13 protein-coding genes and 1 pseudogene are annotated in these 16,272 nt (G+C 70.3%); 6 read left to right on the top strand and 8 right to left on the bottom strand.

Going from position 1 to position 16,272, the window contains the following annotated elements; all coding sequences use genetic code 11:
* Entirely contained in the window at positions 1–831 is an 831-nt protein-coding gene (locus AB5J50_RS04980) for an IclR family transcriptional regulator (protein WP_369255243.1), read from the bottom strand.
* A 104-nt stretch (positions 832–935) separates the two neighbouring features.
* Here AB5J50_RS04980 and AB5J50_RS04975 point away from each other — a divergent pair, with 104 nt between their 5' ends.
* The 4 genes and pseudogenes from AB5J50_RS04975 to AB5J50_RS04960 all read left to right on the top strand — a co-directional run bounded on the left by AB5J50_RS04975 (position 936) and on the right by AB5J50_RS04960 (position 4,519).
* Positions 936–1,550: a carboxymuconolactone decarboxylase family protein gene (locus tag AB5J50_RS04975; RefSeq protein WP_369255241.1), complete on the top strand. Its 615-nt coding sequence runs from the start codon at positions 936–938 to the stop codon at positions 1,548–1,550.
* Between the two features lie 179 nt (positions 1,551–1,729).
* Positions 1,730–2,600 (top strand): annotated as a pseudogene (locus AB5J50_RS04970) (fumarylacetoacetate hydrolase family protein).
* Between the two features lie 122 nt (positions 2,601–2,722).
* A complete protein-coding gene (locus AB5J50_RS04965; protein WP_369255239.1) occupies positions 2,723–3,499 on the top strand; it encodes a GNAT family N-acetyltransferase in 777 nt (258 codons plus the stop codon).
* A gap of 108 nt (positions 3,500–3,607) precedes the next feature.
* Positions 3,608–4,519, top strand: a complete 912-nt coding sequence (locus AB5J50_RS04960; protein WP_369255237.1) for an NAD-dependent epimerase/dehydratase family protein — start codon at positions 3,608–3,610, stop codon at positions 4,517–4,519.
* A 251-nt stretch (positions 4,520–4,770) separates the two neighbouring features.
* Here the strand turns inward: AB5J50_RS04960 and AB5J50_RS04955 are convergent, their stop codons facing one another.
* Together AB5J50_RS04955 and AB5J50_RS04950 are read right to left on the bottom strand one after the other, a co-directional pair.
* Positions 4,771–5,652: an N-acetyltransferase family protein gene (locus AB5J50_RS04955; protein ID WP_369255235.1), complete on the bottom strand. Its 882-nt coding sequence runs from the start codon at positions 5,650–5,652 to the stop codon at positions 4,771–4,773.
* 224 nt (positions 5,653–5,876) lie between these two features.
* A complete protein-coding gene (locus AB5J50_RS04950) occupies positions 5,877–6,140 on the bottom strand; it encodes a GlsB/YeaQ/YmgE family stress response membrane protein (protein WP_369255233.1) in 264 nt (87 codons plus the stop codon).
* Between the two features lie 231 nt (positions 6,141–6,371).
* Here AB5J50_RS04950 and AB5J50_RS04945 point away from each other — a divergent pair, with 231 nt between their 5' ends.
* Positions 6,372–7,820, top strand: a complete 1,449-nt coding sequence (locus AB5J50_RS04945; RefSeq protein WP_327426362.1) for a hydrolase — start codon at positions 6,372–6,374, stop codon at positions 7,818–7,820.
* Between the two features lie 109 nt (positions 7,821–7,929).
* On the opposite strand, the gene AB5J50_RS04940 is transcribed toward AB5J50_RS04945, so the two are convergent.
* Entirely contained in the window at positions 7,930–10,668 is a 2,739-nt protein-coding gene (locus tag AB5J50_RS04940) for a sugar-binding domain-containing protein (protein WP_369255231.1), read from the bottom strand.
* 190 nt (positions 10,669–10,858) lie between these two features.
* Complete coding sequence (locus AB5J50_RS04935; RefSeq protein WP_369255229.1) at positions 10,859–12,040, bottom strand: ROK family protein; 1,182 nt, start codon at positions 12,038–12,040, stop codon at positions 10,859–10,861.
* A gap of 212 nt (positions 12,041–12,252) precedes the next feature.
* Between AB5J50_RS04935 and AB5J50_RS04930 the strand changes: the two genes are divergently transcribed.
* On the top strand, positions 12,253–13,707 hold the full coding sequence (locus AB5J50_RS04930; RefSeq protein WP_369255227.1) for an APC family permease: 1,455 nt from the start codon (positions 12,253–12,255) through the stop codon (positions 13,705–13,707).
* A gap of 19 nt (positions 13,708–13,726) precedes the next feature.
* Here AB5J50_RS04930 and AB5J50_RS04925 read toward each other — a convergent pair whose 3' ends face one another.
* Genes AB5J50_RS04925 through AB5J50_RS04915 form a run of 3 tightly spaced genes read right to left on the bottom strand, consistent with a single transcriptional unit; the run spans position 13,727 to position 16,124 of the window.
* Positions 13,727–14,269, bottom strand: coding sequence for an AAA family ATPase (locus AB5J50_RS04925; RefSeq protein ID WP_369255225.1), 543 nt, complete (start codon positions 14,267–14,269; stop codon positions 13,727–13,729).
* Positions 14,266–14,850 (bottom strand): GNAT family N-acetyltransferase, encoded by a 585-nt coding sequence (locus AB5J50_RS04920; protein WP_369255223.1) that lies wholly within the window; start codon positions 14,848–14,850, stop codon positions 14,266–14,268. Before AB5J50_RS04920 ends, AB5J50_RS04925 begins: the two co-directional genes overlap by 4 nt.
* Positions 14,850–16,124: an aminoglycoside phosphotransferase family protein gene (locus tag AB5J50_RS04915; protein WP_369255221.1), complete on the bottom strand. Its 1,275-nt coding sequence runs from the start codon at positions 16,122–16,124 to the stop codon at positions 14,850–14,852. The genes AB5J50_RS04920 and AB5J50_RS04915 overlap by 1 nt, the downstream gene beginning before the upstream one ends.
* Between the last annotated feature and the right edge of the window lie 148 nt (positions 16,125–16,272).

Below are 16,272 nucleotides of genomic sequence, written 5' to 3'. Positions count from 1 at the left end.
TCAACTGCCGCCCAGGAGCCGGGAAATCTCCCGGCACGTCTCCCGCAGCGGCGGCAGCAGCTCGTCCGCCAGCCGGGACGGAGGGAACTCCATGGCGGGTACGGCCACATTGGCCGCGGCCACCATCGCGCCGGAGGCGTCCCGGACGGGCGCGGCCACCGAGCGCAGCCCGTACGCGAGTTCCTCGTCCTGAAGTGCCCAGTCCTGCTTGCGGATCTCGGTCAGGGCGAACCGCAGCTCGGCCTCCGACCTGACGGCGTGGGGTCCCGCCGCCCCGGCGAAGGACGCGTCCGTCAGGCGCCGGTCGAGTTCGGCGTCGTCGAGGCCGCTGAGCAGCACCTTGCCGATCGAGGTACGGACCGCCGGAAGGCGTGAGCCGACCTGGATGTTGGCGGTCACCAGGTCGGTGTTGCGCAGCCGGATCAGGTACAGCACGCGGTCGTCCGACAGAGTGCCCAGGTTGACCGTCTGCCCCGTCGCCTCGGCGAGCCTGCGCAACGGGGCGTCGGCCAGCTGCACGAGATCGAGGCCGCGCAGGGCGGAGAAGCCGAGGGTGAGCACCTTGGACGCCGGTCGGTAGGCGCCGTCCGGCAGTTGCTCCAGGAACCCCTCGCCCACCAGCGTGGCGGCCATGCGGAACGCGGTCGGCAGCGGCACTCCGGTCACGGCGGCCATGTCCGAGAGCTTCATGGACGGGCGCTGTTCCGAGAACAGTCCGAGGAGACGAAGTCCCTTGGCCAGCGCCTCCACTTGGTAACCGCGCTTCGGTGGCGTGGACTGGTCGGCGGGAGCGGGCGGCGATTCGCTGCGGGTCTCTTTGCGCGGGGGCACGACGGACGGCTCGCTTTCTGCACAGGGTTCAGCAAGGTTCGGCTGGCACTTTCATTCCATGGAAGCAGGTATCACATGAGGTTCGTCAGTGGAAAGGGCGCCCGATGACCGACCGGCTGGCCGGAATGACTCCGGATGAACTCACGGACGAGCAAGCTGAGGTCTATCGCGCCATCGCGGGTGGTCCCCGGGCCGCCGGACCGCAGGCGTTCGCGCTCGTCGACGAGAACGGGTGCCTGCGGGGCCCCTTCAACGCCATGCTGCTGAGTCCCCCGGTCGGTCTGCGCGTGCAGGCCGTCGGTGCCGCGGTTCGCTACCACTCCGTGCTGAGCGACCGCGTCCGGGAGCTGGCCATTCTCGCGGTGGCGGCCCATTGGGGCAGCGGCTTCGAGCGGGAGGCCCACGAGGCGGTGGGGCGCGCCTGCGGTCTGACCGACGAGGAGATGGCGGCCGTGCGCGCCGGTGGATTGCCCGAACTCGCCGACGCCGGCGAGGGCGTGGCACTGCGCGCCGCGACCGCACTGGCGGCTTCGGGTGCGCTGACGGACGAGGAGTACGACGCAGCGGTGACGGCACTGGGGGAGCGCGGCCTCTTCGAACTGACGGTGCTCGTCGGCTACTACGCGATGCTCGCCCTCCAACTGCGCGTCTTCGCTGGTGAACGGCCTGAATCCGGCCTCGAGGAGGCCGCCGCGTCCCGGCATCCGGCGAGCCCTTGACGGGCCGTCAGGGTGTCTCAATACTCAACCGAGTTCATGGAGTGAAGTGAGGTTTCATTCAGTGAAAGTAGAGGGAGAGGGAGGCAGGCCCTGATGAAGCTGGTCACCGCTGACGATGGACGCCCGAGCAGACTGGAGGCCGGGGGCCACGGAACTCCCGTACGGCAGAAGGCGGACCGGTGAGGCTCGCTGTCGTCGCGGACCGGGCCGTCCTGCTGCGCGGCGGCCGGGCCGCGGACGTCGCCACCGCCTCGAAGCACCGGCTGCCGTCCGACCCGATGGCCCTGCTGGAGAAACCCGATGGCCCTGCTGGAGAAGTGGCCGGCGTTGCGCGACTGGGCGGCCGGCCTCCACGAAGACGCGTACGACATGGCCGTGGACCCGGCTTCCCTCCAGGCGCCCGTGCCGCGGCCCCGGCAGGTGTTCGCCGTCGCGCTCAACTACCCTCCGCACGCAGCCGAAGCGGGGTTCACGCCACCCGAGGAGCCCCTGGTCTTCACCAAGTTCCCGACCTGCGTCACCGGCCCGCGCACCACCGTCGCCCTGCCTCCCGGCAAGGTGGACTGGGAGGTCGAACTCGTCGCGGTGATCGGCAGGGAGACCCACCGGGTGAGTCAGGAACAGGCCTGGGGCGCTGTGGCCGGGCTCACCGTCGGCCAGGACCTTTCGGAGCGTGTCAGTCAACTCCAGGGAAAACCGGCCCAGTTCAGCCTCGGCAAGTCCTTCCCCGGCTTCGGGCCCACCGCTCCCGTGCTGGTCACCCCGGACGAACTCGACGACCCCGACGACCTGGAGATCACCGGCTTCGTCAACGGTGAAGCGGTCCAGCACGACCGCACCAAGTCCATGACTTTTCCGGTCCCGGACCTGGTGGCCCGCCTCTCCGCCGTCGTACGTCTCCTCCCCGGCGACCTGATCTTCACCGGCACTCCGGCCGGAGTCGGCAACCGTCGCACCCCGCCCCGCTATCTCACCGAGGGCGACGAACTCGTCAGCCGGATCGGCGGCATCGGGGAACTGTGCCAGCACTTCACGGGACCCGCGGCCTGAACGGTGTCATGGGGCGTGCCGCAGTGCCCCGAGATCGAGAACACAGAGCTTTGGGCCACCGGTTCACTGTGGGTTACCTCATATGCGTTGCCCCAGTCGTCCCAGGATGCTGGAGTGACCCCATGGATCACGTTGCGGTACTGGCTCTGTTCGATCGGGACATGCGGGAAGGAGCGCGGCCGGACGCCCCGGATGCCCGGGTCGAGCGCGTCGGCAAGGTGGTGCGCCAGCTCGGCGCCGAGCGGGGCTGGAACGGGGTGATCTGGTCGGACCTGGACGAGGCCGGCGCGGACGCGGCGATCGCCGATCAGGTCAGGTACTTCTCCGATCTCGGGCGAGAGTTCGAATGGAAGCTGTACGGGCACGACAAGCCGGAGGACCTCGGGCACCGGCTGCGGACCGCCGGGTTCACCGCCGAGCCCGAGGAGACGCTGATGGTCGCCGAGCTGGGCGATCTGGCACTCGACGCGGAGCCGCCCGAGGGTGTACGGCTGCTTCCCGTCACCGACCGCGCGGGTGTCGACCTCGTGGCCGAGGTCCATGAACAGGCCTTCGGCACCGACGGCACGCGCCTGCGCCACCAGCTGCTGGCCCAGCTCACCGGCGACGCGGACACGGTCGTCGCCGTCGTGGCCCTCGCCGGTGACGCCCCGGTCAGCGCGGCCCGGATGGAACTCCTGCCGGGCACCCGGTTCGCGGGACTGTGGGGCGGTGGCACGGTCGAGGCCTGGCGCGGCCGGGGCATCTACCGCGCACTGGTCGCCCACCGCGCCCGCGTCGCCGCCGAGCGCGGCTACCGCTACGTCCAGGTCGACGCCTCCAGCCAGAGCCGCCCCATCCTCGCCCGCCTGGGCTTCCAGCCGCTGACCACGACGACGCCCTACGTGTATACGCGGTGACGCCCGGCCCGTATGTCCGACGGTGCTCGCCCCTGCGCGGGCAGTGACGCCCGGAAAGATTTTCAGGACCGATGTCACATCCCGGCCCGCTCGATCCGTCGCATCGGCATGACGACGAACCAGAGCATCCTCCTGGCCGGCGCGAGCGGAGTTCTCGGCCGGCACATCACCCGGGCCCTGACCGACGCGGGCCACCAGGTCACCGGCCTCGGCCGGGGCCCCGCCAACGGGGTCCAGGCCGACCTGATGGACCGCGACGCGCTGCTGCGTGCCGTCGACGGGCGGCACTTCGACACGGTCGTCCTCGCCGCCACCGCCCTGCGCAAGGCGCCCCTGCGCCACCGCGACATGCACGAGACCAACGCGCTGCGCATCGACGGCACCGCCCACCTCATCGAGGCCGCGCGGGCCACCGGCGCACGGCGACTCGTCGCCGAGTCGATGGTCTTCGGGTACGGATACGGCGACCACGGCGACCATGCCATCACCGAGGACGACACCTTCGGCCCGCAGGGCGCCACCGCGCAGCTGGAACAGCACATCGCGGCCATGCGCATCAAGGAACAACTCACCTTCGAGGCAACCGGGTTGGAGGGAATCGCGCTGCGCTTCGGGCTCTTCTACGGCCCCGGCGGCACCGACGCCATTCTGCCCATGCTGCGCAAGCGGCAGCTTCCCGTGGCCGACGACCAGGGACGGGTCCTGCCGTGGATCGACCTCGTCGACGCCGCGAGCGCGGTCGCCGCCGCCGTCGAACAAGGCCGCCCCGGCCAGGCTTACAACATCGTCGACCGCACCCCGCTGGGATTCGCCGCCCATGTCCGCGCCGCGGCCGAGCAGTTCGGACTGCCGAAGCCGATGACCGTACCGCTGTGGCTGCTGAAGCCCATGTCGTACGCACACGTCATGATGCGGACGGCCATGCGGGTGTCCGCGGCGAAGGCGGAGCGGGAACTGGGCTGGACCCCCGCCTACCCGTCCAGTCACGACGGGCTGGCCGCTCTCAATGCGGCCGCCTGACACGCAAACGGGGGCCGAACGGCCCGGAGCCGAGGGCCAATCGGCCCCCTGCGGGCGAGGGGACGGGACGGCATGCTGAGGGTGTGGACGCAAGCCGTCCCAGGGACTGCCTCCCGTCGCGCTCGACTCTCCCGCGCCAGGCGCCCGGTCGAGGCGGCAGGCCCGCCGACCCGAGGGGGAGCCGCGTCGGCGGGCCTGGACCCACACATGGCGTTCGGCACTCCGCATCCGGCACCGCGCATCCGGCTCGCTCAGAGATCGAGCTGGTACTCCACCGCCCCGTGCGTGGGCAGATAGCCGAGCGCGTCGTTGATGGAGCGCATGGGAGCGTTGCTGTCGGCGGTGTCCGTCAGCAGACCGCCGAGTTCGGGATACGTCCGCCGCGCCAGCCGGATCGTCTCCGCCTTCATCCAGAGTCCCAGGCGGTGACCGCGGTGCTCGGGCAGTACACCGGTGCCGTAGTGCTGGCCGTCACCCCGGCCGTCGCCGGGTACGACGAGTTCGGAGAAGCCGGCGATCGAGCCGTCCGCGCGGTCCACCACGGCGACCGTGTGGAGCAACTCCCCGCGCTTCGCGACTGTTTCGGCCGCTGCCAGGACCCGCTCCACGTCCCACACGACGGTCCCGTAGTCGGTGCCCTCCATCGGCATGTCGTCCATGGCGCGCCGCGAGTCGGCGAAGGTCTGCGCCAGCTCGGGTGGCACGGTGCCGTCCCAGTGCGTCAACTCGTAGCCCGGATGCGGTCGTTCGGCGATCCCGGAGATCCGCGCGGAATCCACGTCGGCCAGCGCGAGTCGTGCGTACGTCAGTGCCAGCACCCGGCGGAAGCCGCGCGCCGCGAGGAACAGATCACCGGGGGAGCCGGTCTCGGCCTGCGCGACGAGCGACCGCCGCCCGTCGTCCCGCGCGGCGGAGACGGCCGCGTCCAGCAGAGCGGCACCGACACCCTGCCGCCGCTCGGCAGGGTGTACGGCAACTTCCAGCTCCGCCAGATGATCCTGCCCCTCCTTGGTGAACAACCGCAGAAAGGCGGAGCCCACGGGGGCTCCCTCGGTGCCGGAGGCCAGCCAGGCCAGGCGGCGGCTCGACGGTGTGGGCTCGGGATCGGTCAGCGGTGTGATGCGCGGCGGCAAGGTCTCTCCGTGGCGTCGGGTGTGCGGGGGTGAAGCCCGCAGAACCTAGCCGCACCGGCGCGCCACCCGCAACGGAATTGAGCCCGCGCAGCGACACGCCGGCCCGCATCCGTATCGGCGCCGGGATCCACACCCCGCATGGGCACCCGGATCCGTACCCGCATCGCCACCCGGACGGGATGCCGGTCCGCAACCGCCGTACGCGAACGCCTCCGCTCGGCCCGTCAGCGGCGCACCCTCGCCCGGTCCAGCGCCGCGACGCCCAGCGCCGCCAGGCCGATCTGGATGAGCCACTCGATCCAGTCGACGCCCTTGGTGTCGGCGACGCCGAACGCGGAGGCTATCCCCGAGCCGATGAACGCGGCCACGATGCCGACGCCGATCGTCCACAGGATGCCGATGCGCTGGCGTCCCGGGATGACGAGCCTGCCGAGTACTCCGATGATGATGCCGATGAGGATGGCACTGATGATGCCTGAGATCTCCATCTCCGCCCCTCTTTGTCGGTCCCCCGCAGTTATGTATCTGCCCCCTGGGCGCGGAGGCAGTCCGCTCCGCTCCGCGCGCCCCGGGATGCGCTCCGGCGCCCTCCTGTTCAGCCGCCGTTTCGACATGTACCGTTCAAGAATCTGTCGCGCGGAAGACGGCCAACCACCGTTCTACGCGCGGAGACTTGGCGCCCGCACCGCCTCTCCCCACCCCTCACGGAGGTTCGCCGGATGCTCGGATTCAGAAGATCCCGCCACAGACTCACCACGGCGCTGGCCGTGTTCGGACTGCTCGTCACGGGCGCGGCCGTCCAGGCGGCCACCGCCGCTCCCGCGCACGCGGCGACCACACACCGCGTCCTGTTCGACAACGGCCACGCCGAGACGGCCGGCAACGCCGACTGGATCATCTCCACCAGCCAGCCCGACCCGCTCGGCCAGGACTCCTCCCCGTCCTCCGAGACGGACTGGACCGGCGCGCTCTCCTCCTGGGGCGTAGCCCTGCAGAACACCGGCAACTACAGCCTCAAGACGCTGCCTTCGGGCTCCAGCCTCACCTACGGCGGCTCGGCCGCGACGGACCTGTCGAACTTCGACGAGCTGGTGCTGCCCGAGCCCAACACGCTCTTCACGACCGCCGAGAAGACCGCGATCATGACGTTCGTGCAGAACGGCGGCGGCCTCTTCATGATCTCCGACCACACAGGCGCCGACCGCAACAACGACGGCTATGACGCGGTCGAGATCTTCAACGACCTGATGACCAACAACAGCGTCGACTCCACCGACCCGTTCGGCTTCTCCATCGATTCGCTGAGCATCAGCTCCGACTACCCGAGCGCCATCAGCGACAGCACCAACGCGATCCTGCACGGCTCGTTCGGCACCGTCACCAAGAGCCTGATCGCCAGTGGTACGACGGCCACGCTCAAGCCCGCCGACAACTCGGCCGTCAAGGGCCTGCTCTACCGGACCGGTTACTCCGGCAACACCGGCGCGTTCTTCGCCACCAGCACCTTCGGCAGCGGCAAGGTCGCCTTCTGGGGCGACAGTTCGCCGATCGACGACGGCACCGGCCAGTCCGGCAACACGCTGTACGACGGCTGGAACGACACCGGCGCCACGAACGCCGCGCTCGCCCTGAACGCCACCGACTGGCTCGTCGGCGCGAGCAGCGGAGGCGGTGGCGGAGGCGGTGGCGGCACCTGCACGGCCGCCCAGCTGCTCGCCAACCCCGGTTTCGAGTCCGGCAGTACGTCCTGGACCGCCACCAGTGGCGTCATCACCAACAGCAGCAGCGAGGCCGCCCGCACCGGCTCGTACAAGGCCTGGCTGAACGGCTACGGCTCGGCCAACACAGACACGCTCTCCCAGGCGGTCACCATTCCGTCCGGCTGCTCGGCCACTCTGAGCTTCTACCTCCACGTGGACACGGCCGAGACGACCACCAGCACGGCGTACGACACCCTGAAGGCCCAGGTCGTCAACAGCAGCGGCACGGTGCTGTCGACCCTGGCCACGTACTCGAACCTGAACGCCGCCTCGGGGTACACGCAGCGCACCTTCAGCCTCGGCACCACCTATGCCGGGCAGACGGTCACCATCAAGTTCACCGGCACCGAAGGCTCCACGCTCCAGACGTCGTTCGTCATCGACGACACGGCGCTCAACGTGAGCTGAGCGGGAACTGACCAGGACCTGAGCACGAGCTGAGCGAGAGGGCGGGCCCGGAATCGGGCCCGCCCCGTCCTGCTCCAGGCGCTGACATGCTGTGCGCGCCCGACGTGCTTTACGGGGCCGGAACCGTCTTCTCCGCCGTGTTCCACCCCGAGACCCGCACCCGAGCCGTCGACCCGTGCAGATCGGCCGTCCGGTACGTGGCCGTCAGAGTCGTCGACTCGCCGGGCCACAGACTGACCTGGTTGTCGGACCACTGAACCGGCAGCACCGGCTTGCCCTTCGCGTCCACGAGGTGCGCATCGGTGAGGAGCGACGGTGTCTTCCCGGTCCCGGTGTTCCGTACGGTGACCTTCGTCATAGACATGCCGTCCGGGCCCACGGAGGTCGAAGCCGAAGCCGAAACCGGCACGCGCGCCATGGAGTTGAGCCCCTTGAGGTTCGCGTAGCTCGTCGTCGGCGTGTACCACCATTCGGTGTCGGCCCAGTCGAGCGTGTCGGCCCTCGTCGACAGCCAGTAGACGTTGCGGCTGACCTCCTTGCCCTGGGCGTCGGTGAGGATCAGGCGTGCGAGATACGTCGTCGACAGCCCGCTCACCGAGGACGGCACCGTGAGCGCGGTGCGGCGCGCCCCGTCCCCGCCCAGGCTCACACCGGTCGCCGTCGTGTCGTACCTCTGGCTGCCGTCGGTGTTGAAGAGGGTGACCCGGGCCTTGAGACCGGACGCGGACGCGTGCCGGTTGTTGACCACGACGACCGAGCGGTTGTCGTACGAGTACTGGATGTGCAGCGGCTCATTGGCCTTCTTGGCGCCGAAGTAGGCACCGCCCTGGTCGAGGTAACGGTCCATCAACTGCCAGTGCAGTGACGTCCATCCGCTGTTGAACATCCAGTAGACGACCCCGGTCGAGGGCTTCGAGGAGTCGGTGGCGTTGCGCCCGTACGCCTCGTACTGCGCGCGCACGTTCTCGTACTGGGCGAGCTGCGCCTTGCGTACGTAGTCCGTGAGGCCGGTCGGTGCACCGTAGCGGCCGGTCAGGGCGGCGTCGTAGAGCTTGAGGGTGGCGAAGGTCGAGGACGGCGAGCGGTGGTACTGCTTGACGCCGGGGTTCTTCCAGAGGGTGTCCAGTTCGGCGGGGGACATCATGCGGCGCAGGGTGTCGAGTGTGGGGATGTCGGGGCCCGCGCTGGTCTCGGAGTTGAAGCCGGTGGCGCCGCCCTCGCGCTTGGCGTACCAGTAGTTCGGCGGGACCCAGTCGTACGGGCCGGTCATCTTCATGCCCGAACTGCCGGAAACCGGCGAGGAGCTGTCGGAGGCGGCGGCGACCACGGGCGTCGGCCAGTCGGCCGCCTTCAGCGCGGCGAGGTAGTTCCTCTCGATCGTCGCGTCCGGGGCGAAGTCGCTGCCGATGAGGAACGAGATGACGCTCGGGTGGTCGCGCAGCCGGGCGGCCTCGGCGGCCATCGACGCCTTGGCGACCGGATAGTCGGCGGCGGTCCACCTTTCGCCCGTCTCGTTGCCGTTGACCTGCCCCTCCCATTTGTCGCAGCACTCCCAGCCGGGCAGGGTGAGGATGCCGTACTGGTCGGCGAGATCGAAGAACTCGTCCGGTTCGATGTGCCCTTCCAGACGGATGGTGTTGAGGCCCAGGTCGAGCGCGTACTTCAGCCGGTCCTCGACGTAGGTGCGGTCCCAGCGCAGGAACTCGTCCGGTGACCAGCCGCCGCCCTTGATGAGCAGCCTGCGGCCGTTGATGCTGTACTGCCGGGCGCCGTCGGCGTTGAGCGGGGCCTTCACCTCGCGGATGCCGAAACTCTCGTGCGTGGTGTCCGAGGGGGTACCGGCGACGGAGGCGGTCAGGTCGAGGCCGTACATCGGCTGGCCGCCCATGCCCGCGGGCCACCACACCTTCGGCGACTTCAGGCGCAGGCCGGGGGAGTCGGCCGGTGCGAAGGTGACCGTCTTCGTCTGGTGCGCGGCGAGCGGGACGGTCTTCGTGAAGGACGTCGATCCGACGGTGCCGGAGACCGTGGCCGTGACGGCGGCGCCCGTCTCATTGCGCGCCTGTGCCTTGACCGTCAGGTCCGCCGAGGCGAGCGACGGGACGGCGAGCTTGGTCACCACGTGTGCGTCGCGCAGCGCGACCGGGCCGCCGCGGCGGACGAGGACGTCGCGGACGATGCCCATGTTCTCGTCGGGCGGCGGCTGCAGCCAGTCGATCCAGCCCATGGTGAGCTTCTTGTTCGGGGTGTTGGGCTGGACGCGGAAGGCGACCGTGTTGGTGCCCGCCCGCACCAGCGAGGTGATATCGAGTTCGTGGTGGGTGTAGGAGCCCGCCACATCGGCGGTCTTGGCGACCCGATGGCCGTTGACGTAGACGTCGGCCGCCGAGATCACCCCGCTGAAGTCCAGGTAGCTGCGCTCGGAGGTGTCCGCGACCGTGAAGTCCGAGCGGTACCACCAGGGCACGGTGAAGTCGGCCTTCGGGATCTTCTGCTGGTTGGTCGAGTAGAACGGGTCCGCGTACTTCCCGTTCGCGAGCAGCGCCGCCAGGACCGTGGAGCGGGAGCCCGCCGGATACCAGCCGCGCGCCGGATAGCCGGGGGAGGAGACGGCTGCGGCGGAGTCGGTGACCTTCGCCGTCGACTGGATCGTGTAGCCCGACAGCGCGGTGGTGCTGCCCGGCGCGGAGGTCACCGCGGTGACGCGGGCGCCCGGTGCGGTGAGCGGCGCGGCGATCGGTCCCGTGTCATGGGCTCCGGCCCACGCGCTCGTGGACAGGGTGCACAGGAGGCCCAGGGCTACGGCGGCCGTGGCGCAGCGCCGTCGTGAGGCAGGGCGGTGGAACACGGTGGTCTCCTTGGGAGGTGGGGGAGCATCCGCGCTTCGACACTGCAAGTTAGGAAACTTTACTAACTGGCCCCACAAGCTAGGCGGCTGAGTAAGTCATGTCAATCACCGCAGGCGTGCGCGCCCCACTCCTGAAGCCGGTCGCGGCTCCCGCGGCCGAGGAGCGTCACTGCCGGGGAGTTCGCCCCGTTCAGGAAGCCGACCGTCGCTCGAACACCACATCACGGGCCGTCCCCAGCGCCGTCGCCACCGCACCGAGCAGCACCGCGTCCTCACCCAGCCGGCTGGGCACGATCTTCGGGCGCAGCGGAGTGAGGGCGCGCAGGGTCTCGCGCACCGGACGCAGCAGCAGATCGACGCTGTGGCCCACACCCCCGCCGAGGACCACCAGATCCGGGTCGAGGACCGCGGCCGCCGCGGCCACCGTGTGCGCGATCCGCTCGCCCTCCAGCTGCACCGCCTGGACCGCGGCGGGATGGCCCGCGCGTGCCGCGTCGAAGACGGCCTTCGCGGTGAGCTGGCCGGTCATCCCGAAGTGCCGCGCCGCCTCGACGACGGCCACGCCCGACACCGCGTCCTCCAGGGTCTCCGGCTTCTGCTGCCCCGGCCACGGCAGGAACCCGATCTCCCCGGCCCCGCCGTGCGCCCCCGTGAACAGCCGCCCCTCGCTGACGACACCCATGCCGAGACCGGTGCCGATCATGATGTACGTGAACAGCCGGCTGCCCGCACCGACTCCGTACGTGTACTCGCCCAGCGCCGCGAGGTTGGCGTCGTTGTGCACCTCCAGCGGGATGCCCAGCTCCTCGCGCATCCGGTCGAACAGGCCCGCGCGGCCCCACCCGGGCAGATGCATCGCGTACCGCACCCGGCGCTGCTTCTCGTCGTACACGCCCGGCGTGCCCACCACCGCGTGGGCCACCTCGTCCGCGCCGACACCGGAGTTGGCGACGACCTGGTGGGCCGTGGCGACCACCAGGTCGGCCATGGCGCCGGAGGTGCGCGCCCGGTTGCGTACGTCGGCCCGCGCGACCACCGCGCCGTCGAGATCGGCGACCGCGACGCGCAGCCAACTACGGCCGATGTCGATGCCGAGCGCGTAACCGGCCGCGGGATCGGGGGCATACAGGACGGCGACCCGGCCGCGTTCCGGTGCGTGGGTGCCGACCTCGTGGACCAGCCCGGCCTCCTCCAGGGCCGCGAGCGCGCTGGAGACCGTCGGCTTGGACAGACCCGTCTCGCGGGCGAGCTGGGCGCGTGAGGCGGCGCCGCCGGTGCGCAGCCGGTCGAGCAGCAGCCGCTCGTTGGTGCTGCGCAGCCGCCGGCGGTTCCAGGGCTGTTCGGGCTGCTCTGCGGCGTCGCTGGCGGGCATCGCACCATTCTCACGCATTCATGACACCCTCTTGACGCATCTAGTAAGGCTCCTTAACTTTATCGCCCAGTCAGCCTCGCCGGGCGAGCCAAGGGGAGCCCAGCGCCGGCCGGTCACCCGCCGCCCTTGATCCGCCGCCATTCGTCCGTCGGTCGCCACTGAGGCCGGCCGTCACCACGTACCTCTCCCCGCGTCCCGCTTCAGGAGGACCCATGTCCGGCAGCCCGCCACCCAAGGGCGGTTTCGTCCGCCGCGTCGGCCTGTTCCAGGCCACCGCCATCAACATGAGCCAGATGTGCGGCATCGGACCGTTCGTGACGATCCCGCTGATGGTCGCCGCGTTCGGCGGCCCGCAGGCCGTCATCGGCTTCGTCGCCGGCGCCCTGCTGGCACTCGCCGACGGGCTCATCTGGGCCGAACTGGGCGCGTCGATGCCCGGCTCCGGCGGCAGTTACGTCTATCTGCGCCAGGCATTCCAGTACCGCACCGGACGGCTGATGCCGTTCCTGTTCGTGTGGACGGCCATGCTCTTCATCCCGCTGATCATGTCCACCGGCGTGGTCGGCTTCGTCCAGTATCTGGGCTACCTGGCCCCCGACATGGGCAGGACCACCGGGGACCTCATAGGGCTCGGCATCGTCGCCCTCGTGGTGATCCTGCTGTGGCGCGGCATCGAGCACATCGCCCGCATCACCGCCGTCATGTGGGCCGTCATGATCACCTCGGTCGTCCTGGTGATCCTCGCCGCGGCCACCGACTTCAGCGCCCACCTGGCCTTCACCTACCCGGCGCACGCCTTCGAACTGACCAGCGGTCACTTCTGGCTCGGCTTCGCCGCGGGACTGACCATCGGCATCTACGACTACCTCGGCTACAACACCACCGCGTACATGGGCGCCGAGATCAAGGACCCGGGCCGCACCCTGCCCCGCTCCATCATCTTCTCGATCCTCGGCATCATGGCGATCTATCTGCTGCTGCAGATCGGCACGCTCGGCGTCATCGACTGGCGGCGGATGACCGATCCGGGGGACATCGCCTCGACATCCGTGGCGTCCGCCGTCCTGGAGGAGACCTGGGGCAAGGGCGCCGCCGACACCGTCACGGTCCTCATCCTCATCACCGCGTTCGCCTCGGTCTTCACCGGACTGCTCGGCGGCTCCCGAGTGCCGTACGACGCCGCCCGCGACCGCGTGTTCTTCCGCCCCTACGCCAAGCTGCACCCCAAGCACCGGTTCCCGATGCTGGGCCTCGCGACGATGGGCGTCATCACGGCGATCGGCTTCCTCATCGGCCGCCACACCGACCTTGCCACGCTCATCCAGCTGCTCACCACCGTCATGGTGATCGTCCAGGCGCTGGCCCAGATCGTCGCCCTCTCGGTGCTGCGCAAACGGCAGCCGGGCCTGCGCCGCCCGTACAGGATGTGGCTCTACCCCGTACCGAGCTTCCTCGCGCTCGCGGGCTGGCTGACCATCTACGGATACGCGGACAAGAACTCCCCGGGCCGCCACCCCATCGAATGGTCCCTCGCCTGGCTCGCCCTCGGCTGCGTCGCCTTCGTCATCTGGGCACGCCTGGAGAAGGTGTGGCCCTTCGGGCCCAAGGAGATGAGCGAGGAGTACCTGACCGCGCCGACTCCGGACACGGAGCCCGCCGGGACGTGACGCGGGGGCGCCGCCCTCTTCAGGAACTGGCGGACATCCAGCCGGTGGCGGCCACGACCTCACGCGCGATGTCGGTCACCGCGCGGTCGTCGGTCGCCACCCGCACGGTGTCCGCCGGCGCCCGCTCGTCCAACAGCCGAGCCTTGCGGGCGCTGTTCTCCATCTCCCGCTCCAACTCTGAGCCGATCTCCCGCCCCTTGAGCCGCTCGGCGGTGATCTCGTCGCTGGCGGTCAGCAGCACGCGTACGAGTCGTACGTCTGCTCCCAACGCGCGCTCGAACAGGCCCGTCGACTGGTCCAGCACGCTCACGGTGTTGGTGTAGATCAGGCGCCGGTAGCCCAGCTCGGCGAAGTTCCCCCACACCGCCCGCAGATTTCGCTCGGTCACTGCGGCGCGGTGCGGATCGCCCTCCGGTGCCGGGTGCACGTATCCCATGTAGTCGCCCTCGATCACCGCGTGGGCGACCTCCGCGGCGCGCAGTTGCGCCGAAATCTCCCAGCCCACGGTCGTTTTGCCGACGCCCGCGCGTCCCCCGATGAGCAGGACCTCCGCGCGGGTCACCGGCGGCGCCCTTCGCCCGCGACGTCGTCGCTGTCGAAATGGCTCCAGGTCCGCAGGACGACCACCCGGCCCTTCGCCTCACGAACGACCGGTTCGTCGTCGGTCGGCACGAACCCGGCGGCCTTGGCGACCGCCTGGCTCGCCCCGTTCCCGTCCTCTATGCACAGGACCACCCGCCGCACCGCGGCACGACCCTTCACGAAGTCCACCGCGAGCCGCACCGCGCGGGTCGCGAGCCCCCGGCCCCGGTACGCGGCCCCTACGCCATAGGCGAGTTCGACGTCCCGCTCATCGGCCGCGCTGCGGAACAGCAGGATCTCCCCCTGTGGCACCCCGCCGTCCGTGGTGATGGCCAGCTGCACCACATGCCCCTCGGTACCTTTCTGCGCGGCGGCGGCCAGATACGCCCGCGCGGCCGCGGTGTCGAACGGCGACGCGACCGGCGTCCACCGGTCGATCTCGGGATCGTCGTAGATCGCGACGAGGTCCGCCACGTCGTCGGCGGACCATTCGCGCAGCTGAAGCCCCAGTCCTTCAATGCGCAGCGGCCTGGGAACGTCGAACGTCGGTCGGCTGTCCATCAGTTGATCCTGCCGTGCGGAGCGGCTGCCGGCCAAGAGGTTCTCGCGGGGACGAGGTCCGGGGCGGAGCCGAGGTACGGGCTCGGCTGCTCGGCGCACCGCACCGCCGCGCGGATCTCGGCCGCCGGATCTCCCCGATGGTAGCGCCGCTCCGAAGGCTCGATGCCGTCGAGGAACTCCTGGTAGCGGACGGCGTACGTGAGATGGGCGAGTGGCTCGGCGAGGGCGAGGGCGCGGGCCGGATCGGCGGCCGGGACCCGCGCCTTCCAGGCGTCGGTCCAGGCGCGGGCGGCCTGCGCGCGGCGCGACTCGGGGAGGAAGTCGTGGACGCGCAGTCCGTCCAGGACCGGGTTGCCCCAGTGGGCGTCGGCGAAGTCCACGACCACGGGTGCGCCACCGTCACCGCGCCAGTTGCCGGGATGGAAGTCGCCGTGCACGAGCGTGTCGGGCAGCCCGCACTCGGCGAGGAGGTCCCAGCGGTTCATCAACTCCCTTGCGCGGGCGATCTCTTGAGTGTCCAGCTCCCGCGCGACCGGTCCGTCGAGCAGCTCCTGGAGCTGTGCGGTGAGAACCGGCGTACGCCAGTCCCGGATGCCGGGCAGAGGTGCGGAAGCCAGCGCCGTCTGCGCCGCCACGAGGCGCTCCATGACGGCGGAGACCGTCTCGGACGACGCCTGCCAGCAGTCCTCGCCGGGGATGTGCTCCATCAGCATGCGGTGCTCGCCGGATCCGAGGACGGTCGTGACCAGACCGGGGTCGACCTGCGCGAACGCGCCGACGACTGTGGCCTCGTCGGCCGCGAAGCGCGGTGTCGTCTTGAGCCAGACCGTGCCCCGCGCCGTGGGCAGCCGGAAGAGCCCGGCCAGATTCCATGTACGGCGCTGCTCGACCGGACCGGTCACCGGCCGCCCCGCCGCGGCCAGCGTGTCGGCCGCCCAGGCGAGGAGGTCGCGCAGACCGTCGGCCCGCGCCCACGGCGCACGCAACACCTGGGGACGGTTCAACAGGCCTTGATCGACGGGGAGTCGGTCGAGCAGTCCGGGCACGGGGCGCGCCAACGCCTCGACGTGGTACGTCACATGACCGTCCCGTCCGCCCGCACCGCCGTCGACGTCGACGAGACGCAGGACCAGCACCGGAACGCCGAGCAGCCCCTCCAGATGGCCGATGACCGGTTCCACCTCCGACCACCAGGGGATGTCCACGGGGAAGGGTCCGGCGACACCGAGGAAGTCCTCGCCCGAGGTCACCCATACGCTCACGGTTCGGCTCACGGCGCCAGTGTGAGGGCGACGGCTGTCGACGGCGAGGGAATATCCGGGCCTCCGCCAACTGGGTTGCTCTATAGGACTGACGGCGCTACCGTCCAGTAAGTTGTTGGCGGGACAGCAGGACGCCGACACACGGCACAGGCACAGGGCG

This window comes from Streptomyces sp. R35 (assembly GCF_041053035.1).
Classification (GTDB): Bacteria; Actinomycetota; Actinomycetes; order Streptomycetales; family Streptomycetaceae; genus Streptomyces; species Streptomyces lutosisoli.
This window is presented reverse-complemented; position numbering and strand designations above follow the sequence as displayed.